Raw genomic sequence first — 20,800 nt, forward strand, 5'->3', positions numbered from 1 at the left:
CCTCTTTCTAGCTATTCACCAAATGAGCGTAAAAACCATCCTGTGCAAGCAAGCCTGCATGGGTGCCCTCTTCGACAATCTTGCCCTGATCCAAAACAACAACCTTTTCTGTCCGCTCAGCGATGGTCAAGCGATGGGCGATGAAAATCAAGGTCTTGTCTAGAGCCATGAGATTATCCACGATCCGCTTCTCTGTCAAAATATCCAGACTGCTGGTCGCCTCGTCCAATATCAAAACAGGCGCATCTGTCAAGAGAGCACGCGCCAGAGCGATTCGCTGACGTTGTCCACCTGAAATTCTAGCCCCATCCGAAGTTAATTCTGTCTGGTAATTCAGTGGCATGCGCTCAATATCCTCCCTAATCTCTGCTAATTCAACTGCCCGTAAGATATCTTCCTGGGTCGTTCCCTCCTTAGCTCCAAGGAGAAGATTCTCCAAAATCGTTCCGTTAAAGACATAGGGCTGTTGAGGCAGGTAGTTGATATACTGACGCAAAGCCTTTTTGTCAATCTGATTAAGATTGACACCACCCAGACTAATCTCTCCCTGACTAGGGTCGTAAAAATTAACCATCATCTTGGCTAAGGTGGTCTTACCTGACCCTGAAATCCCCACAAAAGCCACCTTAGACCCTTGCGGAATGGTCAAATTGATATCCGACAAGACGTCACGACCATAGCCATACTTATAGTAGACTTGTTTAAACGTCATATCCCCTTTCATCATGCTCAAATCTTCGACTGTTTTCTTCTCCTCAAACTCCGAAGCTACCAGATAAACCTCATTAAGACGGTTATTGGCGACCTGCGCTGTCTGAAGTTTGGTTTGTAGGTTGATGATATTTTCCAAAGGATTGGTAAAGTAAACAAGCAAAGTATTATAGGTAATCAACTGGCCCAAACTCATTTTCCCATCCATGACAAGAACTGCTCCCATCCAGAGAACACCAACATTGAGCAGGAGCTGAGCAACTTTTTTCAGGGCCTTTTGCTGGCTTTCTGCCCGACTATACGTAAAAGATTTTTTCAGATAAGTTACAAATTCCTTATCAATCTTTTGATAGCGCGAACTCTCACTGGTCAACGACTTAATGGTCTCAATACCGTTGATGTCCTCGATGATAGAAGAAGACAGAACTGCATTGGCTTCCATAGTATCCCGATTCATCTTTTCAAAAGGCTTCATAAAGGCAAAGATAATCACTGTATAGATGGGAAGCGCAAGTAGACTAATGAAAAAGAGCGTCATATTTTGTGAAAACAAGACCAGCGAGATAATCAAAATCGTCGACACATCTAGGAAAATCGACAGAATAGTCGACGCCAGCGCATCGATGATACTATTGGCATCTGTAAAACGAGACACGATTTCTCCTGTCCTACGTGTCGCGAAAAAGGACATCGGCAGGTGAAAAACATGCTTGATATAGGACAAAATCACGTCAATCGATAAGCGTTGCCCAAGGATCAGTAGGAGATACTCCTGGGCATAAGACAAAATTTGCTGGAGAATATAGACGATGACCAGCCCAATAGAGATAATACCCAGTGTCGAGCGCATCTGGTCTGGTACGTAACTATCAATGATAGACTGCAGATAGTAGGAGCCCACAATATTGATTAGGGTCACCAAGAGTGTCGCTAGGACGATATTGGTAATTAAGCCACGCTGTTTGAATAAAATCGGCAAGAAGGATAGGAGACCCTGTTTCTTCTCCTTATGAGGTTTATAGCCCGGAGATGGCGCCATAAAAATACTGACCCCTGTCCACTCTTGCGCAAAACGCTCACGGGAAATCTTGGTCAGCTTGACACCAGGATCCGGATCAGCGATATGAATGTGCTTTTTATCCTGACCTGTCACCACATAGTAGTGGAGCAACTTCCCTTCCTTGAGCACATGAGCCACAAAAGGAAAGGTCAAATCTGGCAGATCAAAGAGCGTCATATCCGCCTTGATGGCCCGCGTCTCAAACCCAATCTCCTCTGCCACCTTTACAAGCCCTAAAGCCGTCGTCCCATCCATGGTCGTCTTGGCTAACTCTCGTAGATGAGCCAAGGAGTAATAACTTCCATAGTAACCAAAGACCATAGCCAAGGAAGCCACACCACAATCCATCTGATCCACTTGGGGACGATAGTGCCTTTTCCTAAATTTCATATCTTCTCCTTTTTCTAACAATCTCTTTAAAAATTTGTAAGATTATTTTAACCAAATAAGGATAAAAACAGGAGAATATTCCCAAATAAACCATTTTCGCGCCTAAAACGCACTTTAAAAAGCATAAACTATCATTTAAATGTAAAAAAGCAGAACAAAAGTTCTGCCTGTTTAAAGTAACCGTTAAAAAATGAATATCCACAAATAAACTATTCTGAAATGATATTCTCTTCACTTCTATAAAGTGAAATAAAGGTCATCTCTATAAAGTGAAATAAAGGTCATCAAAAATAATGACATCGTAGGTATATCAAAACATTCAAACCATGTAGGTAAATTTATTTTGTTTATATTAGCCACGATTCTAATAAGTAATTAAGCCATCGAGCTAAATAATACAGTGGTCTTTGGCCAAGCTTTTTGTAGTAATTGAACGACTTTCATCTCCAACTCCAATCTGACATTCCATCAATTCTCAATCTTACTATCTGTTGTTTTGTACTTGTATCCTACATAAAACAGACCAAGCAGAATTGGATAGGTTTCTGGATAAAACAGAGTATTGATCGGATTTTTCATAATCAAATACGTTGCGATATAAAGAATAATCGATACGACAAAATACCCCTCAGCAAATCCTAATAAGATTTTTTTCATAGCAGACTCCTATTTACCTGAAAAGAGTGCTCGAGTTGTTAAAATAGCTCCACCTGTATATACAAAACCTTTTACAAAACCAACTGCCACAGGGATAAGAAGGGGAAAGGCTCCCCCTTGAATTTCCTGCAAGTCCGTATCAGTCATTGTTTCAAATTTTAAAATAGATTTTTCCATATCATCTCCTCCTTCTATTACCATCTACCCGTCACATAATTATAACCTGCAATTCCTGCTGCAGTAATTCCACCAGCAATTTTAGCTGCTGTCACAGGATTAGCAATCACCCAAGCTACAATCGGCCATGCTCCCCCATTCACATCCGTCAACTCTTCTTCTGTAAGAGTTACAAAGTTCTGTTCCATGTTGTCAAAATTTGTCATCTTTTTTCTCCTTATTTTTTCTATATATTTAATCTTTAACCTTTAAGCCACTTAAATAGCCAGATTGGGTAAATTACTGAAATCATTTCCTTCTCTCCTTCCTTTTCTTCTCACTTTTTTATTCGAGAAGTAATTTAAAATGAACAGGTAAATTTCATTTATTTTAAATACCATTTGATCAACCATGGCAATAAGATTGGTAAATACATCACATAGTCTCCTTCCCTTTTCCTTACCTATCTATTCGAAAAACAATTCGAAAATGAACAATTCATTCATTTTTATTTTAAAAACCACTTAATGAACCACGGATAAAAACCAATCACATACATAAATGTTCCTCCTTTTTCTTTCTCATCTCTTTATTCGCAATTTCTACTAAAAGTTTCTCTTTTTTCTGCAAATAAAAAACAACATGATTTGCATGTTGCTTTTTGCTATTCTTTACTTTTGACAACTGCTACCACATCTCCTACACTTTGCAGTTGGTCAATTTCCTCATCACTGATTTCAATTCCGAATTCATCTTCTAGTGTCAAGACGAACTCCATCAAGTCCACTGAGTCCGCATCTAGGTCATCTTTCAAACTCAAGGCCTCTGTTACGACAAAGTCCTCTCCCTGTCGCTCTTGGATAATGGTTACAATACGGTCAAAAATTTCTTTTTCTGTCATCTTTTTTATTCTCCTGAAAATTCACGCGCAGTCTGGGCAACTACGTCTGTTTCTAGCATAGTACGAATCTGGCGAATCGTACTATACACAGCCTTGGCATCACTTGAGCCATGAGTCTTGACAACCGGTGCCTTAACACCAAACAAGACTGCTCCACCAACATCTGAATAGTTGAGTTGCTTTTTCAAACCTTTAAGGCTATCCTTGAGAAGAAGAGCACCTAGTTTCGCTCGAAGACCACCACCTGTGATAGCTGTCTTAAGCAAGCCCATGATACCCATGGCTGTCCCTTCAATAGATTTGAGCACAGCGTTTCCCGTGAAACCATCTGCCACAACAACATCCGCAACGCCATTCATCAAATCACGCGCTTCCACGTTTCCGACAAAATTCAAGCTTTCATCAGCTGCTAGCAAGGCGTAGGTTTCCTTACGAAGGGGATCACCCTTGCTACTCTCTGTTCCATTATTGAGCAAACCAACACGTGGTTTCGAAATCCCACGAACATTTTTCGCATAGAAGGAACCCAAAACAGCGTATTGGTGCAGATGATGGGCTGTATTTTCCGCATTGGCTCCAAGATCTAGCATGTCAAAGCCTTTGCCATCAATGGTCGGTAAGGTCGACATGAGTCCAGGACGGTCGATATTCTTGATACGACCTACAATGAAGAATCCTGCAGCCAACAAGGCACCTGTATTCCCAGCCGAGAGGACAGCGTCTGCCTCTCCTTCTTTGACTGCCTTAGCCGCTAATACCATACTGGCATTTTTCTTCTTACGAATAGCTTTTGTAGGTTCATCATCAAAATCAATCTTCTCATCCGTATGGATAATGCTGACGCGTTCTGTCGCTGTTAGATATTGCTTGATTTTGCTTTCGTCTCCATAGAGTTGAATCTCAATATCTGAAAAGTCAGCAAGGGCTTGATTGACACCCTCAACGATAGCTTGAGGTGCATAATCGCCCCCCATAGCATCTACTGCAATTTTTTTCATTTGTCTTCCTCTTTTAGTAATTGCCCCCAGTCTGCTAGGGAATCAATAAATTTCTTTGATTTTAGGTGAATTCCAACATACTCTTCGTAGATTTGGTCTATAAACTTGCGCAAGTCTTGCTTGATTTCAGGCTTGAGCGAAATGGTCTCCAAGGTCTCAAAATCAATGGCTTGAAATTGATTGAGTAGATAAGGAATATTGGGATTCAGATGGCAACGTCTCTCATCTTCATGATAATGCTCTGGGCAAAGACAAGCTCCATATTTGAAAGAAAAGTCAAAGGCCTGACCGACCCGATGGCAAAAGACACACTCATTAAAATTGAGACTAATTCCAAATCGAGTCAAGATTTGAATTTCAAAAATATTGGTCAAAACCTGATAATCTAAACCCTCTTCCATCAACTCCAAAGTCTTTTGCAAAAAAGCAAACAAGGGAGCATCCTGCTGGTTATCCTGCAAACTAGCATCTGCAAGAGCTGCTACGTAGGTCGCATAGGCCATGACAAAGAGATCGCTATTAATCTTTGAAAAAGTCATCACCTCATGGTAGTCCTCGATATAGCTGAGCCCATCATCATTGATTCGCAAGAGAAACCGAGCCAACACCAAGGGCTGAATAACCGGAGCTAGTTTGGACTGACCAGCGTGTTTGACGAAAAACATGCGCTTGCCAGCCTGCTCGGTAAAAATCTTGACTAACTTGTCATCCTCACGAAAATTACGATTGTAGAGCACCAAGCCTTGACTCGTGATAGACTGAATCATGCTTCTTTCATGTACTCCTCAAGTCGTTTCATGGCTTCTTTGATAGTCTCCATGCTAGCTGCATAAGATAGGCGAACATAGCCTTCTCCGTAGCGTCCAAAGGCGGCACCAGGGATAAAGGCAACGGCCTTCTTATAGGCAAAATCCTTAAGAAAAGCAAAGGAGTCTTGATTGTAACCTGCTGGAATCTTAGCAAATATATAGAAGGCCCCATCTGGTTTGATAATCTCAAAACCAAGAGCAGTCATCTTTTCGATGATATAATCTCGACGCTGAATGTATTCCTTCTTCATAGGCTCTGCGTCGTTTTTACCAGCCGTCAAGGCTTCCACTGCAGCATGTTGAGCCATAGTGTTTGCGGCAGTGACCAAGTATTGGTGACTCTTGATCAACTGGGCTGTAAAGGCTGCAGGAGCAAAGATAAAGCCTAAACGCCAACCAGTCATAGCATGAGACTTAGATAAACCATTGATAATAATAGCCTGATCTCTCAGCATAGTTCCCAAAGATACATGGGCTTCGCCTGTATAGGTTAATTCTGAGTAAACCTCATCACAGACAACGAAAATCTTATACTTGCGTAAAACGTCCGCCAAGGCTTCCAACTGCTCCCGACTATAGGTAATTCCTGTCGGATTGGCTGGATAGTTGAGAATGACCGCCTTGAGCTTGTCGCCTTGCTCCAAAATGGCCTTTTCCAACATCTCAGGAGTCAAGACAAAACCATTTTCAGTCGTATCAATCTCGACAACCTCTGCCCCAACTAGATTGACAATCGGCTCATAACCTGGATAGGCAGGAGCTGGCAAGAGCACCTTATCTCCCTCTTCCAAAATAGCTGTCAAAGTAGCCGATAAAGCCTCTGTCGCCCCAATTGTAACCAAGATCTCATTTTCAGGATTATAATCTAGCTGGTATTTTTCTTTTACAAAATCACTGGCTGCCTGACGTAATGTTAACAGACCACTCATCCCTGTATAGTAGGATTGGTTCTGGTCGATGGCCCGCTTAGCCGCTTCCTTAACATGATCTGGCGTTGTAAAATCAGGTTCCCCCAAGGTCAAACGCAGGACCCCAGGAATCTCCGAAATAGCCTGGTCAAACTGGCGAATCAAGGAAACTTGAATCTTGTCTAACTGTTTATTAAAGCGCTTAGTTAAGTCCATAGATACCTCCTACTCTCAAAACGTATCTCTATTATACTACAAAAGCCCCCCGACCGCAAAAATACATTATATAATATCTTTCCACTTTCTATTTTACTTTTCCTGTTTACAGGTCTATAATGGTAACAGATTATGATTGGAGGTTTTTATGTCATTTCTATCAAAAAATGGAGCAGGCATCTTGGCCTGCCTTCTCATTTCTATCATTTCTTGGTTTCTAGGAGGACTTTTCCCCGTCGTGGGTGCACCCGTTTTTGCAATCTTTATAGGAATGCTCCTACACCCCTGGCTCTCCCCCTACAAACAACTAGATGCAGGTTTGACCTTTAGTTCCAAAAAATTACTCCAGTATGCTGTTATCTTGCTTGGTTTTGGTCTCAATATCTCGCAAGTCTTTGCAGTCGGACAAACTTCACTCCCTGTCATCCTATCAACGATTTCAATTTCCTTGATTGTCGCCTACCTCTTCCAGCGTTTCTTTGCACTAGACACAAAACTGGCTACCTTGATTGGAGTGGGTTCTTCTATCTGTGGTGGTTCTGCCATTGCTGCGACAGCGCCCGTTATCCATGCCAAGGAAAAAGAAGTTGCCCAAGCCATTTCCGTTATCTTTTTCTTCAATATCTTGGCTGCGCTCATCTTTCCAACTCTAGGAACCTGGCTTCACCTATCTAATGACGGCTTTGCTCTCTTTGCAGGAACTGCGGTCAATGATACTTCTTCTGTAACGGCAACAGCTAGTGCTTGGGACAGTCTTTACCAGACCAATACCCTCGAATCGGCAACCATTGTTAAACTCACGCGCACCTTAGCGATCATTCCCATCACTCTCTTCCTCTCCTACTGGCAAAGTCGCCAACAAGAAAATAAACAAGGCGTACAACTGAAAAAAGTTTTCCCACTTTTTATCCTTTACTTCATCCTAGCCTCTCTCTTAACGACTCTTCTCACCTCTCTCGGTGTGTCTAGTAGCTTCTTTACCCCTCTCAAACAACTCTCTAAATTCTTTATCATCATGGCCATGAGTGCTATCGGTCTCAAAACCAATCTGATTGCCATGGTTAGATCCAGTGGCAAATCTATTGTCCTCGGAGCTCTTTGCTGGATTGCTATCATCCTCACCAGTCTTGGCATGCAAGCATTGATTGGTACTTTATAATACAAAAAGGTAGCCCATGGCTACCTTTTTATTTCTCAAGAATTAAGCGAGTATGTTCTCTCTTGATACAGCGATTCATCACGATGTCATCGCATCCTCCAGCACGCAAGATTTCTTCCGCTTCTAGATTTTCAAGTCCTAATTGCGCCCAAAAAATCTTGGCATCAGCCTTGAGAAAATCACGCGCCACATCTGGTAAAAACTCGCTACGTCGGTATACATTGACAATGTCCACAGGAAAAGGAATCTCAGCTAGACTCGCATAAGCCTTTTCTCCCAAGATTTCCCCACCTGCAGCCTTGGGATTAACTGGAATGATTTTATAGCCCCGAGCTTGCATTTCCTTGGTTACTCGATTACTAGTTGTTTCCTCACGGTCAGACAAACCCACTACCGCTAACGTTTTACTGGTCGCCAGATACTGACGGATTACACCATCACTTGGATTGATAAATTCTTGACTCATAGAGATCCTCCTTTTTTCTCAGTATAGCATATTTTGAAAAGGCTTGCAGATTTTGACTATAAAAATCTCCTAGCAAGAAAAGAAACTTGCTAGGAGAACGATCTATTTCAAGTGAAAGATTAAATCTTTTTCTCAATACAAAATAGAGGAGAAAGAGGACGCTTTTCGTGGATACGAACGATGGCATCTCCTAAGAGGTGGGCAATAGAGATCTGTTCAATCTTATCAATCAAACGCTCTTCTGGTAGGTAGATGGTATCCAAAACAACCAATTTTTTAATAGCTGATTTTTGGATATTGTCCATAGCTGGCCCAGAAAGAACTGGGTGCGTACAGCTTGCATATACTTCAACAGCACCTGCTTCAGCAAGAGCGTCCGCTGCATGACAAATAGTTCCAGCTGTATCGATCATATCGTCAATCAAGATACAAGTCTTACCTTCTACTTTACCAATGATGTTCATCACTTCACTGGTATTCATCTTGTCTACACTACGGCGTTTGTCAATAATCGCAATCGGAGTTTTCAAAAACTCCGCCAATTTACGAGCACGAGTCACCCCACCATGGTCTGGACTGACAACCACGTAGTCAGAGCCAACCATGCCACGACGTTCAAAATAGTCCGCAATCAATGGAGCACCCATCAAGTGATCTACAGGAATATCAAAGAATCCCTGAATCTGTGCAGCGTGCAAATCAATCGTCAACAAACGATCTACCCCAGCAACTTCTAGCATGTTTGCAACGAGTTTTGCAGTGATTGGCTCACGCGCGCGCGCTTTTCTATCCTGACGTGCATAGCCATAGTAGGGCATAACAACATTGACAGATTCTGCACTAGCACGCTTCAATGCGTCCACCATAATCAAAATTTCAAGTAAATTATCATTTACAGGTGAACTAGTTGATTGTAGGATAAAGACGTGTTTTCCACGGATTGATTCTTCTATGTTGACTTGAATCTCCCCATCTGAAAATTGGCGAACAGTCGATTTCCCCAACTCTATCCCAATCTCTTGCGCCACACGCTCTGCCAATTCTCTATTAGAAGAAAGGGCAAACAGCTTTAAATCAGAAAAAGACATGATTTCCTCCGGTATTTATGTATCACTTGTTTTTTACACAACATTTTCCATCTACCATTGTAGCGCTTTTTCCTTTATTTTTCAATCAAAAATAAAACAAGAGCAAACATTTATACCCTTGTTTTATACTATTTTATATTAGCTATATTAAAACTAAAAATCCTACATTTTAACAATCGATTTTATGCTAGGATGAGATTTTTTCGAGACAAAGTTAGTATACCTCTCTCATACTTCCTGTATCCACATCATAGACAGCACCTGAAATAACCACATCATCAGGAATTAGTGGAGATTCTCGAAGCAATTGCATATCCTCTCTCACGCTCTCTTCAACATCCTGAAATGGTAAAAAGTCTTGACCAGACACATCAACTCCAAGCTCGAGTTTCAAATGTTCATGAAAACTTTCATTTTGAAAGGTTTGAGCTCCACAGTCTGTATGGTGAAGCACCACGATTTCTCTTGTCCCCATTTGTTGCTGGGAAATCACCAGTGAACGAATCATGTCCTCAGTCACTCGACCACCCGCATTCCGCAAGATATGTGCATCCCCAAGTGCCAAACCTAGAGCTTGCGCAACGTGTAGACGCGAGTCCATGCAGGTCACGATAGCTACTCTGGTTTTGGGTTTAAGTGGCAAATTTAACTGCCCATGTAGGGCAACATAAGCCTGATTGGCTTTCATAAACTGTTCAAAATACGACACGATTCCCTCCTCAAAAATTTGATAATCAAATATTTCTCCTATCTTATCATTTTTAAGAGGATTTGTCACGGATTATGCAAAGACCTTTTTCAAAACTTCCTGAATGGTCGTCACACCAATGACTTCAATTTCCTTGGGTGGAGTGATTCCTGTCAAGGAATTCTTGGGTACATAAATCTTGGTAAAGCCCAATTTTGCTGCTTCATTGATACGTTGTTCGATACGATTCACGCGCCGAATTTCTCCGGTCAAGCCCAGTTCACCCACAAAACATTCCTGAGGATTGGTAGGCTTGTCCTTGTAGCTTGAAGCAATGGCAACCGCAACAGCCAAGTCAATGGCAGGCTCATCCAATTTCACGCCGCCAGCAGATTTGAGATAGGCATCTTGATTTTGCAAGAGAAGCCCTGCTCGTTTTTCTAAAACAGCCATAATCAGACTAGCACGATTGAAATCAAGTCCTGTCGTTGTGCGCTTAGCATTTCCAAACATGGTCGGTGTCACTAAAGCCTGAACCTCCGCTAAAATCGGACGGGTCCCTTCCATGGTCACAACGATTGACGAGCCAGTAGCTCCATCCAAACGCTCCTCTAGGAAAACTTGACTCGGATTGAGCACCTCAACCAATCCGCCCGACTGCATCTCAAAGATGCCAATCTCATTAGTGGAACCAAAACGGTTTTTGACTGCTCTCAAGATACGAAAGGTATGGTGACGTTCCCCTTCAAAGTAAAGCACCGTATCCACCATATGTTCCAACATACGTGGACCAGCCAAGGTTCCTTCCTTGGTCACATGCCCTACGATAAAAATAGCAATGTTATTAGTCTTCGCCAACTGCATGAGTTCAGCTGTCACCTCACGCACCTGAGAAACAGACCCCTGCACCCCTGAAATTTCAGGAGACATAATGGTCTGGATAGAGTCGATGATGAGAAAATCTGGTTGGATGCGCTCCACCTCAGCTCGAACGCTCTGCATATTGGTTTCTGCATAGAGATAAAACTCGCTATCAATATCTCCCAAGCGCTCTGCTCGTAGCTTAATCTGCTGAGCAGACTCCTCCCCACTGACATAGAGAACCGTACCCACTTGGGACAACTGGGTTGAAACTTGTAGGAGAAGGGTTGATTTCCCGATTCCTGGATCCCCACCGATAAGGACGAGACTCCCTGGTACCACTCCACCTCCAAGCACACGGTTGAATTCCTCCATCTCCGTCTTGGTTCGATTAACGTTGATTGAAGTCACCTCAGCCAGTTTCATAGGCTTGGTTTTCTCACCTGTCAAGGACACACGCGCATTCTTGACCTCTGCAACCTCAACCTCTTCTACAAAAGAAGACCAAGACCCACAGTTAGGACAACGTCCCAGATATTTAGGGGAATTATACCCACAATTTTGACATACAAATGTCGCTTTTTTCTTTGCGATGATAAACCTCTTTCTATATCTCTAACTCACACTCAATCACTTGGCAAAAATCAATCTTCTCATTTGGCACAAACTGGCGCATGAGCATTCCGTGAGTTACAATGATAATAGTTTTATAATTTTTATATTTTTCCAAAGTTCTTAAAAAACGATGACGCATCTCTAGATCAGTTTCATAGCGATAAGGAGAATCTTCAGATAAACCTCCTTGATGTTTTAGATAATATTCATGAGCTACCAATACACTAGTTAAATCAGAGTTAGTGCCATCTAAGTCTGGACGCCACTCATGAAAAAACGGCTCCACAAATAAGTCCAATCCTGTTTCAACTGCTATATAATGGGCTGTTTCTAAAGCCCTCGTCACAGACGATGAAATAATAATCTCTGCCTTTCCAAAACATGCAGTTTTAGCAACTTCTTTTGCCAGACTGCGACCTTTTCCTGTCAATGGTGCTAAATCACGACCAAAACCACTATAGAGTTGCGGATTTTCAAGTTTATCAAGCATACTATAATCTGGCTCCCCGTGGCGTACAAAGATAATTTTCATCTTAGTGCCCAGTCGAACCAAATCCACCTGTCCGAACCCCGTCTGCCTCATCTCCGTCTGCAATTAAGAAAGGCGCAAAGACAGCCTGAACCACACGTTCCCCAACTTCAAGAACTACTTCCTGGTCCGTAATATTTTTCATCTGAGCAAAGATATGTCCCTCATTCCCGGGATTGCCATAATAATCCCCATCAATAACTCCAACTGAGTTAATTAAAACCAAGCCCTTTTTACGAGGGTTTGAAGAGCGATCATAAAGGTAGAGGACCTCAGTTGGTTGCATATAAGCCTTAACCCCTGTCGGAACTAAGACAATCTCTCCTGGTGCGATCACCGTACGCACGGCAACCTTTAAGTCATAGCCAGCCGCATGAGCTGTCTCACGCTTGGGCAATAAATTTTCATCTGTAAAACTCGAAACCAATTCAAAACCACGAATTTTCATATTTTTCTCTTTTCTATTATCATTATTCTAGGCTATTTTATCTTATTTATTCGAAAAAAGCACGAAAAAAGAGCACACAATTCACATCGCTTAGGGCTGCTGGATTCCTCCCCTGACCCGCTTCACGCAGAACTGTTGCTCCACTGTTCATTATACCACATTTCCCTCTGTTTTTAAAGAGAAATTATTTTTTCCGTCTATTTCTAAAAAAGTCCTGCATAATCGCTGCACAGTCATCTTCCAAAATTCCCGTTTCTACCTCTACACGATGATTGAGACGCTCATCTGTCAAAATATCGTACAGACTTCCAGCTGCACCAAATTTCTGGTTTTTAGCCCCATAGACCACGTTTGGAATGCGGGCAAGCCCAATCGCCCCACTACACATGACACAAGGCTCAATGGTCACAAAAAGCGTGCAATCCAGCAAGCGCCAGCTCTCCTCACTCAGGTTCGCATTCTCTATGGCCATGATTTCCGCATGCATGACCGCCCGTTGCAACTCCTCGCGCGCATTATGCCCCCTACCAATGATTTCTCCATCCTTGACAATCACACAACCAATTGGAATTTCATCGTGTTCTAAGGCAATCTCAGCCTCTCTCAAAGCCTCTCTCATAAAGACTTCTTTTTCTTCAACTGTATAATTCATCGTTCTTCTCTTTTCCTACTTGTCGATTTTATTATTATATCATGATTCTCAACACAAAAAAAGCCACCGAATGTGGTGACTTAATAGGGAGATTATTATGAAAAAGAAAAGTTTAGGATATTTGTTACAACAAGTTAGGAGGTCTTCTTGTAACTGTCTATAGTATACCCGACCTATCTTAAACTAATCTTAAAAATCTCCTATGACCAAACACTTTCTAAAATATTAGTTTGTTCACGATCAGGACCTACTGAGAAAGTAGAGATACGAACACCAACCAACTCGCTTACACGACGAACATAGTTACGTGCATTCTCAGGAAGGTCTTCTAAATTACGGACTCCAGTGATGTCTTCTGACCAACCTGGCAATTCCTCGTAGATAGGCTTGCAACGTTTCAACTGCTCAAGACTAGCAGGATAGTAATCAATACGTTGACCATCAAGATCATAGGCCACACAGATTTTCACAGTATCCAAACCACTCAAAACATCGATAGAGTTCAATGAAAGATTGGTAATCCCAGATACACGACGGCTGTGACGCATCACAACTGAGTCAAACCAACCTACACGACGTGGACGGCCAGTTGTTGTACCGTATTCATGACCTACTTCACGGATGCGATCTCCCACTTCATCAAACAATTCAGTTGGGAAAGGTCCGTCTCCTACACGACTTGTGTAGGCTTTACATACACCTACAACCTTGTCAATCTTACTTGGACCAACACCAGACCCAATTGTCACACCACCAGCGACGGGGTTTGAAGAAGTAACAAATGGATAAGTACCTTGGTCAATGTCCAACATGACACCTTGTGCACCTTCAAAAAGCACACGTTTGCCATTATCAAGTGCATTGTTCAAGATAACGGACGTATCTGTCACGTACTGCTTGATTTGTTGACCATATTCATAATACTCTTCAAAAATATCATCAACTGAAATAGGGGTGCTATCATATAGTTTTTCAAACAAACGATTCTTTTCCGCAAGATTGCGTTCTAAACGCTCACGAAAAATCTCTTTATCCAAAAGATCCGCAATACGAATTCCAACACGAGCAGCTTTGTCCATATATGCTGGACCAATTCCCTTTATTGTAGTACCAATCTTATTATCACCCTTAGCTTCTTCCTGCAAGCGATCCAACTCAATGTGATAAGGCAAAATAACATGCGCACGATCAGAAATACGCAAGTTATCAGTTGTCACACCTTCCTCATGAAGATAACTCAACTCTTTCACAAGGGATTTTGGGTTCACGACCATCCCATTACCAATAACAGAGATTTTTTCAGGAAAGAAAATTCCAGATGGAATCAAGTGCAACTTAAATTTCTTACCATCAATCACAATCGTGTGACCAGCATTATCACCACCTTGGTAACGAGCAATCACTTCCGCATTGGCTGAAAGAAAATCTGTAATTTTTCCTTTACCTTCATCGCCCCATTGGGTACCTACAACAACAACTGAAGTCATAATAAATTTCGTCTGAGCTACTAGGAGCTCGTCCTTTCTCATATACATGGCAGGAATTTCACCCACAATTATATCTTACAATTTATTATAAGAAAAAAACACTATTTTATCAAGAAGAAACAGTAGAAAAGATTTGGAATTTCTGTAAATAACAAAATCCAAAACCTTAAAAATTAAATAAAATCCTAAAAAATATAAAATTAATACAGATTATTGTTCGTGATATATGATTTATGAGTTTCTTATTGGATAAGAGTTGTACCACCTTGCAGGAATTCATCTAGATATAGACGATAAGCTGTTTTAAAGTGATATAGTGAAAAGTCCCTGTCACTTTTTATTTTAAATCGGATTAAATAATATAGTAAAAAACGAAGATGAAGTGATTCCCATTCAGCACAACTCTGGCCTAAAGAGGCATATTCTTGTTCAACTAGTTTCAAAAAGACGAATGCTCGATCATAAAATTTCTGAAGCATATAAAAATTCCCTTTCTTATTACTAACACTAGTCTAACAAAAAAAGGAATTAAAAAAGCTTCAAATCCTATAAAAGAAGAATTTAAAGCTAAACGAACTAAAAATAAAATAAAGAGGTAATTATAGATTTAAAAAATAAAATTTGAAATTTCAACAGTCCACTATATTTTACAATTTATCATATAAAAAAACGCTCAATTGAACGTTTCGATTTATACTCCGCCAGTAGGACTCGAACCTACGACATCATGATTAACAGTCATGCGCTACTACCAACTGAGCTATGGCGGATAAAAGCTAAGCGACTTCCATATCTCACAGGGGGCAACCCCCAACTACTTCCGGCGTTCTAGGGCTTAACTGCTGTGTTCGGCATGGGTACAGGTGTATCTCCTAGGCTATCGTCACTTAACTCTGAGTAATACCTACTCAAAATTGAATATCTATCAAATAATTAGAAAACCTCACGCTTCGTATCCTCAGTTACTTTGGATAAGTCCTCGAGCTATTAGTATTAGTCCGCTACATGTGTCGCCACACTTCCACTTCTAACCTATCTACCTGATCATCTCTCAGGGCTCTTACTGATATATAATCATGGGAAATCTCATCTTGAGGTGGGTTTCACACTTAGATGCTTTCAGCGTTTATCCCTTCCCTACATAGCTACCCAGCGATGCCTTTGGCAAGACAACTGGTACACCAGCGGTAAGTCCACTCTGGTCCTCTCGTACTAGGAGCAGATCCTCTCAAATTTCCTACGCCCGCGACGGATAGGGACCGAACTGTCTCACGACGTTCTGAACCCAGCTCGCGTGCCGCTTTAATGGGCGAACAGCCCAACCCTTGGGACCGACTACAGCCCCAGGATGCGACGAGCCGACATCGAGGTGCCAAACCTCCCCGTCGATGTGAACTCTTGGGGGAGATAAGCCTGTTATCCCCAGGGTAGCTTTTATCCGTTGAGCGATGGCCCTTCCATACGGAACCACCGGATCACTAAGCCCGACTTTCGTCCCTGCTCGAGTTGTAGCTCTCGCAGTCAAGCTCCCTTATACCTTTACACTCTGCGAATGATTTCCAACCATTCTGAGGGAACCTTTGGGCGCCTCCGTTACCTTTTAGGAGGCGACCGCCCCAGTCAAACTGCCCGTCAGACACTGTCTCCGATAGGGATAACCTATCCGGGTTAGAGTGGCCATAACACAAGGGTAGTATCCCAACAACGTCTCCTTCGAAACTGGCGTCCCGATCTCATAGACTCCTACCTATCCTGTACATGTGGTACAGACACTCAATATCAAACTGCAGTAAAGCTCCATGGGGTCTTTCCGTCCTGTCGCGGGTAACCTGCATCTTCACAGGTACTAAAATTTCACCGAGTCTCTCGTTGAGACAGTGCCCAAATCATTACGCCTTTCGTGCGGGTCGGAACTTACCCGACAAGGAATTTCGCTACCTTAGGACCGTTATAGTTACGGCCGCCGTTTACTGGGGCTTCAATTCATACCTTCGAGTTACCTCTAAGCACTCCTCTTAACCTTCCAGCACCGGGCAGGCGTCACCCCCTATACATCATCTTACGATTTAGCAGAGAGCTGTGTTTTTGATAAACAGTTGCTTGGGCCTATTCACTGCGGCTGACCTAAAGTCAGCACCCCTTCTCCCGAAGTTACGGGGTCATTTTGCCGAGTTCCTTAACGAGAGTTCTCTCGCTCACCTGAGGCTACTCGCCTCGACTACCTGTGTCGGTTTGCGGTACGGGTAGAGTATGTTTAACGCTAGAAGCTTTTCTTGGCAGTGTGACGTCACTAACTTCGCTACTAAACTTCGCTCCCCATCACAGCTCAATGTTATAGAATTAAGCATTTGACTCAATTCACACCTCACTGCTTAGACAGACACTTCCATTCGTCTGCTTTAGTTAGCCTACTGCGTCCCTCCATCACTACATACTCTAGTACAGGAATATCAACCTGTTGTCCATCGGATACACCTTTCGGTCTCTCCTTAGGTCCCGACTAACCCAGGGCGGACGAGCCTTCCCCTGGAAACCTTAGTCTTACGGTGGACAGGATTCTCACCTGTCTTTCGCTACTCATACCGGCATTCTCACTTCTATGCGTTCCAGCGCTCCTCACGGTACACCTTCTCCACACATAGAACGCTCTCCTACCATACCTATAAAGGTATCCACAGCTTCGGTAAATTGTTTTAGCCCCGGTACATTTTCGGCGCAGGGTCACTCGACTAGTGAGCTATTACGCACTCTTTGAATGAATAGCTGCTTCTAAGCTAACATCCTAGTTGTCTGTGCAACCCCACATCCTTTTCCACTTAACAATTATTTTGGGACCTTAGCTGGTGGTCTGGGCTGTTTCCCTTTCGACTACGGATCTTAGCACTCGCAGTCTGACTGCCGACCATAATTCTTTGGCATTCGGAGTTTATCTGAGATTGGTAATCCGGGATGGACCCCTCACCCAAACAGTGCTCTACCTCCAAGAATCTTTATGTCGACGCTAGCCCTAAAGCTATTTCGGAGAGAACCAGCTATCTCCAAGTTCGTTTGGAATTTCTCCGCTACCCACAAGTCATCCAAGCACTTTTCAACGTGCCCTGGTTCGGTCCTCCAGTGCGTCTTACCGCACCTTCAACCTGCTCATGGGTAGGTCACATGGTTTCGGGTCTACGACATGATACTAATACGCCCTATTCAGACTCGGTTTCCCTACGGCTCCGTCTCTTCAACTTAACCTCGCATCATATCGTAACTCGCCGGTTCATTCTACAAAAGGCACGCTCTCACCCATTAACGGGCTCGAACTTGTTGTAGGCACACGGTTTCAGGTTCTATTTCACTCCCCTCCCGGGGTGCTTTTCACCTTTCCCTCACGGTACTGGTTCACTATCGGTCACTAGGGAGTATTTAGGGTTGGGAGATGGTCCTCCCAGATTCCGACGGGATTTCTCGTGTCCCGCCGTACTCAGGATACTGCTAGGTACAAAGACTATTTTAAATACGAGGCTCTTACTCTCTTTGGCTGATCTTCCCAAATCATTCTTCTATAATCTTTGAGTCCACATTGCAGTCCTACAACCCCGAAGAGTAAACTCTTCGGTTTGCCCTTCTGCCGTTTCGCTCGCCGCTACTAAGGCAATCGCTTTTGCTTTCTCTTCCTGCAGCTACTTAGATGTTTCAGTTCACTGCGTCTTCCTCCTCATATCCTTAACAGATATGGGTAACAGGTAGCACCTGTTGGGTTCCCCCATTCGGAAATCCCTGGATCATCGCTTACTTACAGCTACCCAAGGCATATCGTCGTTTGTCACGTCCTTCTTCGGCTCCTAGTGCCAAGGCATCCACCGTGCGCCCTTATTAACTTAACCTTATTTTCTGACCTTTCAGTCATAAACTCTTTTAATACTACAGCGTTTCGGTTTATTTTCTTGTTACTATTTGATATAGATATTCAATTTTCAATGTGCATTACTTGGTGATCTCTCACCAATGGAGCCTAGCGGGATCGAACCGCTGACCTCCTGCGTGCAAAGCAGGCGCTCTCCCAGCTGAGCTAAGGCCCCACAAGACCTCTCAAGACTAAACAAGACCAATGCGCAGTTCCTTATCCTTAGAAAGGAGGTGATCCAGCCGCACCTTCCGATACGGCTACCTTGTTACGACTTCACCCCAATCATCTATCCCACCTTAGGCGGCTGGCTCCTAAAAGGTTACCTCACCGACTTCGGGTGTTACAAACTCTCGTGGTGTGACGGGCGGTGTGTACAAGGCCCGGGAACGTATTCACCGCGGCGTGCTGATCCGCGATTACTAGCGATTCCGACTTCATGTAGGCGAGTTGCAGCCTACAATCCGAACTGAGACTGGCTTTAAGAGATTAGCTTGCCGTCACCGGCTTGCGACTCGTTGTACCAGCCATTGTAGCACGTGTGTAGCCCAGGTCATAAGGGGCATGATGATTTGACGTCATCCCCACCTTCCTCCGGTTTATTACCGGCAGTCTCGCTAGAGTGCCCAACTAAATGATGGCAACTAACAATAGGGGTTGCGCTCGTTGCGGGACTTAACCCAACATCTCACGACACGAGCTGACGACAACCATGCACCACCTGTCACCTCTGTCCCGAAGGAAAACTCTATCTCTAGAGCGATCAGAGGGATGTCAAGACCTGGTAAGGTTCTTCGCGTTGCTTCGAATTAAACCACATGCTCCACCGCTTGTGCGGGCCCCCGTCAATTCCTTTGAGTTTCAACCTTGCGGTCGTACTCCCCAGGCGGAGTGCTTAATGCGTTAGCTGCGGCACTAAACCCCGGAAAGGGTCTAACACCTAGCACTCATCGTTTACGGCGTGGACTACCAGGGTATCTAATCCTGTTTGCTCCCCACGCTTTCGAGCCTCAGCGTCAGTTACAAGCCAGAGAGCCGCTTTCGCCACCGGTGTTCCTCCATATATCTACGCATTTCACCGCTACACATGGAATTCCACTCTCCCCTCTTGCACTCAAGTTAAACAGTTTCCAAAGCGTACTATGGTTAAGCCACAGCCTTTAACTTCAGACTTATCTAACCGCCTGCGCTCGCTTTACGCCCAATAAATCCGGACAACGCTCGGGACCTACGTATTACCGCGGCTGCTGGCACGTAGTTAGCCGTCCCTTTCTGGTAAGATACCGTCACAGTGTGAACTTTCCACTCTCACACTCGTTCTTCTCTTACAACAGAGCTTTACGATCCGAAAACCTTCTTCACTCACGCGGCGTTGCTCGGTCAGACTTCCGTCCATTGCCGAAGATTCCCTACTGCTGCCTCCCGTAGGAGTCTGGGCCGTGTCTCAGTCCCAGTGTGGCCGATCACCCTCTCAGGTCGGCTATGTATCGTCGCCTTGGTGAGCCGTTACCCCACCAACTAGCTAATACAACGCAGGTCCATCTGGTAGTGATGCATTTGCACCTTTCAATGGATTATCATGCGATAATCCATTTTATGCGGTATTAGCTATCGTTTCCAATAGTTATCCCCCGCTACCAGGCAGGTTACCTACGCGTTACTCACCCGTTCGCAACTCATCCAAGAAGAGCAAGCTCCTCTCTTCAGCGTTCTACTTGCATGTATTAGGCACGCCGCCAGCGTTCGTCCTGAGCCAGGATCAAACTCTCATTAAAAGTTTGAGTTCTCACTCATTTCTGTCACTGACAGATTTATTGTTTTTTCATTGTTCAGTACTATAACCTTAGTTATAGTGCCCTGCACATTGGTTCGTCTTGTTCAGTTTTCAAAGGTCTTTGTCACTCAATCTCTCTCAAGCGACAACTATATTAGTATATCACAGCTGCTAACCTATGTCAACACTTTTTTGAAACTTTTTTCCAAGTTTTTTTAACCGCAATACACCATAGTCCGTACGGGATTCGAACCCGTGTTACCGCCGTGAAAAGGCGGTGTCTTAACCCCTTGACCAACGGACCTTGAGCTTTTCAACTCTTTCTATTATACCTACTT

The 20,800-nt window shown here is 43.4% G+C and carries 18 protein-coding genes, 3 tRNA genes, 3 rRNA genes and 1 other RNA gene; 1 reads left to right on the forward strand and 24 read right to left on the reverse strand.

Going from position 1 to position 20,800, the window contains the following annotated elements:
* Positions 1–7: 7 nt before the first annotated feature.
* The 8 genes from comA to HMPREF1516_RS03400 form a co-directional block, all read right to left on the reverse strand.
* Positions 8–2,161 carry a peptide cleavage/export ABC transporter ComA gene (comA, locus tag HMPREF1516_RS03365; protein ID WP_033605806.1) on the reverse strand — a complete coding sequence of 718 codons (2,154 nt, stop codon included), beginning with the start codon at positions 2,159–2,161 and terminating at the stop codon, positions 8–10.
* A 468-nt stretch (positions 2,162–2,629) separates the two neighbouring features.
* The gene (locus tag HMPREF1516_RS03370) at positions 2,630–2,818 is read right to left on the reverse strand and encodes a hypothetical protein (protein WP_033605807.1); all 189 of its coding nucleotides are present in this window, start codon (positions 2,816–2,818) and stop codon (positions 2,630–2,632) included.
* Between the two features lie 9 nt (positions 2,819–2,827).
* Positions 2,828–2,995, reverse strand: a complete 168-nt coding sequence (locus HMPREF1516_RS03375; protein ID WP_000415691.1) for a bacteriocin — start codon at positions 2,993–2,995, stop codon at positions 2,828–2,830.
* A gap of 17 nt (positions 2,996–3,012) precedes the next feature.
* Positions 3,013–3,201: a class IIb bacteriocin, lactobin A/cerein 7B family gene (locus HMPREF1516_RS03380; protein ID WP_000180839.1), complete on the reverse strand. Its 189-nt coding sequence runs from the start codon at positions 3,199–3,201 to the stop codon at positions 3,013–3,015.
* 437 nt (positions 3,202–3,638) lie between these two features.
* Positions 3,639–3,875, reverse strand: coding sequence for an acyl carrier protein (locus tag HMPREF1516_RS03385; RefSeq protein WP_000136441.1), 237 nt, complete (start codon positions 3,873–3,875; stop codon positions 3,639–3,641).
* A gap of 5 nt (positions 3,876–3,880) precedes the next feature.
* Positions 3,881–4,873: a phosphate acyltransferase PlsX gene (plsX, locus tag HMPREF1516_RS03390; RefSeq protein ID WP_000717423.1), complete on the reverse strand. Its 993-nt coding sequence runs from the start codon at positions 4,871–4,873 to the stop codon at positions 3,881–3,883.
* Positions 4,870–5,640, reverse strand: a complete 771-nt coding sequence (recO, locus tag HMPREF1516_RS03395; protein ID WP_000616151.1) for a DNA repair protein RecO — start codon at positions 5,638–5,640, stop codon at positions 4,870–4,872. The genes plsX and recO overlap by 4 nt, the downstream gene beginning before the upstream one ends.
* Positions 5,637–6,806: a pyridoxal phosphate-dependent aminotransferase gene (locus HMPREF1516_RS03400; RefSeq protein ID WP_033605808.1), complete on the reverse strand. Its 1,170-nt coding sequence runs from the start codon at positions 6,804–6,806 to the stop codon at positions 5,637–5,639. Before HMPREF1516_RS03400 ends, recO begins: the two co-directional genes overlap by 4 nt.
* 148 nt (positions 6,807–6,954) lie before the next feature.
* Between HMPREF1516_RS03400 and HMPREF1516_RS03405 the strand changes: the two genes are divergently transcribed.
* On the forward strand, positions 6,955–7,965 hold the full coding sequence (locus HMPREF1516_RS03405) for a YeiH family protein (protein ID WP_033605809.1): 1,011 nt from the start codon (positions 6,955–6,957) through the stop codon (positions 7,963–7,965).
* Between the two features lie 28 nt (positions 7,966–7,993).
* Here the strand turns inward: HMPREF1516_RS03405 and HMPREF1516_RS03410 are convergent, their stop codons facing one another.
* The 16 genes from HMPREF1516_RS03410 to HMPREF1516_RS03480 all read right to left on the reverse strand — a co-directional run bounded on the left by HMPREF1516_RS03410 (position 7,994) and on the right by HMPREF1516_RS03480 (position 20,766).
* Entirely contained in the window at positions 7,994–8,431 is a 438-nt protein-coding gene (locus HMPREF1516_RS03410; protein WP_000076476.1) for a CoA-binding protein, read from the reverse strand.
* A gap of 119 nt (positions 8,432–8,550) precedes the next feature.
* Entirely contained in the window at positions 8,551–9,519 is a 969-nt protein-coding gene (locus tag HMPREF1516_RS03415; protein WP_000010177.1) for a ribose-phosphate diphosphokinase, read from the reverse strand.
* Between the two features lie 214 nt (positions 9,520–9,733).
* Positions 9,734–10,228, reverse strand: a complete 495-nt coding sequence (locus tag HMPREF1516_RS03420; RefSeq protein ID WP_025169603.1) for a beta-class carbonic anhydrase — start codon at positions 10,226–10,228, stop codon at positions 9,734–9,736.
* Between the two features lie 72 nt (positions 10,229–10,300).
* Entirely contained in the window at positions 10,301–11,662 is a 1,362-nt protein-coding gene (gene radA / locus HMPREF1516_RS03425) for a DNA repair protein RadA (RefSeq protein ID WP_081021137.1), read from the reverse strand.
* 13 nt (positions 11,663–11,675) lie between these two features.
* A complete protein-coding gene (locus HMPREF1516_RS03430; protein ID WP_000691249.1) occupies positions 11,676–12,215 on the reverse strand; it encodes a histidine phosphatase family protein in 540 nt (179 codons plus the stop codon).
* 1 nt (position 12,216) lies between these two features.
* Positions 12,217–12,660, reverse strand: a complete 444-nt coding sequence (locus tag HMPREF1516_RS03435) for a dUTP diphosphatase (RefSeq protein WP_000701988.1) — start codon at positions 12,658–12,660, stop codon at positions 12,217–12,219.
* Between the two features lie 53 nt (positions 12,661–12,713).
* Positions 12,714–12,812: signal recognition particle sRNA small type (ffs, locus tag HMPREF1516_RS09780), an RNA gene on the reverse strand.
* A 32-nt stretch (positions 12,813–12,844) separates the two neighbouring features.
* Positions 12,845–13,312 (reverse strand): tRNA adenosine(34) deaminase TadA, encoded by a 468-nt coding sequence (tadA, locus tag HMPREF1516_RS03440; protein WP_001110111.1) that lies wholly within the window; start codon positions 13,310–13,312, stop codon positions 12,845–12,847.
* Positions 13,313–13,512: 200 nt separating this feature from the next.
* A complete protein-coding gene (locus tag HMPREF1516_RS03445; protein WP_025169602.1) occupies positions 13,513–14,799 on the reverse strand; it encodes an adenylosuccinate synthase in 1,287 nt (428 codons plus the stop codon).
* A gap of 242 nt (positions 14,800–15,041) precedes the next feature.
* Entirely contained in the window at positions 15,042–15,278 is a 237-nt protein-coding gene (gene comW / locus HMPREF1516_RS10105; RefSeq protein WP_000939505.1) for a sigma(X)-activator ComW, read from the reverse strand.
* Between the two features lie 217 nt (positions 15,279–15,495).
* A tRNA-Asn gene (locus tag HMPREF1516_RS03455) sits at positions 15,496–15,569 on the reverse strand.
* A 5-nt stretch (positions 15,570–15,574) separates the two neighbouring features.
* Positions 15,575–15,690, reverse strand: a 5S ribosomal RNA gene (rrf, locus tag HMPREF1516_RS03460).
* A 76-nt stretch (positions 15,691–15,766) separates the two neighbouring features.
* A 23S ribosomal RNA gene (locus tag HMPREF1516_RS03465) occupies positions 15,767–18,668 on the reverse strand.
* A 122-nt stretch (positions 18,669–18,790) separates the two neighbouring features.
* Positions 18,791–18,863: transfer RNA gene (locus HMPREF1516_RS03470), tRNA-Ala, on the reverse strand.
* Between the two features lie 51 nt (positions 18,864–18,914).
* Positions 18,915–20,463 (reverse strand): 16S ribosomal RNA (locus HMPREF1516_RS03475).
* The 16S, 23S and 5S rRNA genes sit together here with 3 tRNA genes alongside, the layout of an rRNA operon.
* Before the next feature lie 231 nt (positions 20,464–20,694).
* Positions 20,695–20,766: transfer RNA gene (locus HMPREF1516_RS03480), tRNA-Glu, on the reverse strand.
* Positions 20,767–20,800: the final 34 nt, after the last annotated feature.

It is taken from the genome of Streptococcus sp. CM6, assembly GCF_000526095.1.
Lineage (GTDB): Bacteria > Bacillota > Bacilli > Lactobacillales > Streptococcaceae > Streptococcus > Streptococcus oralis_BW.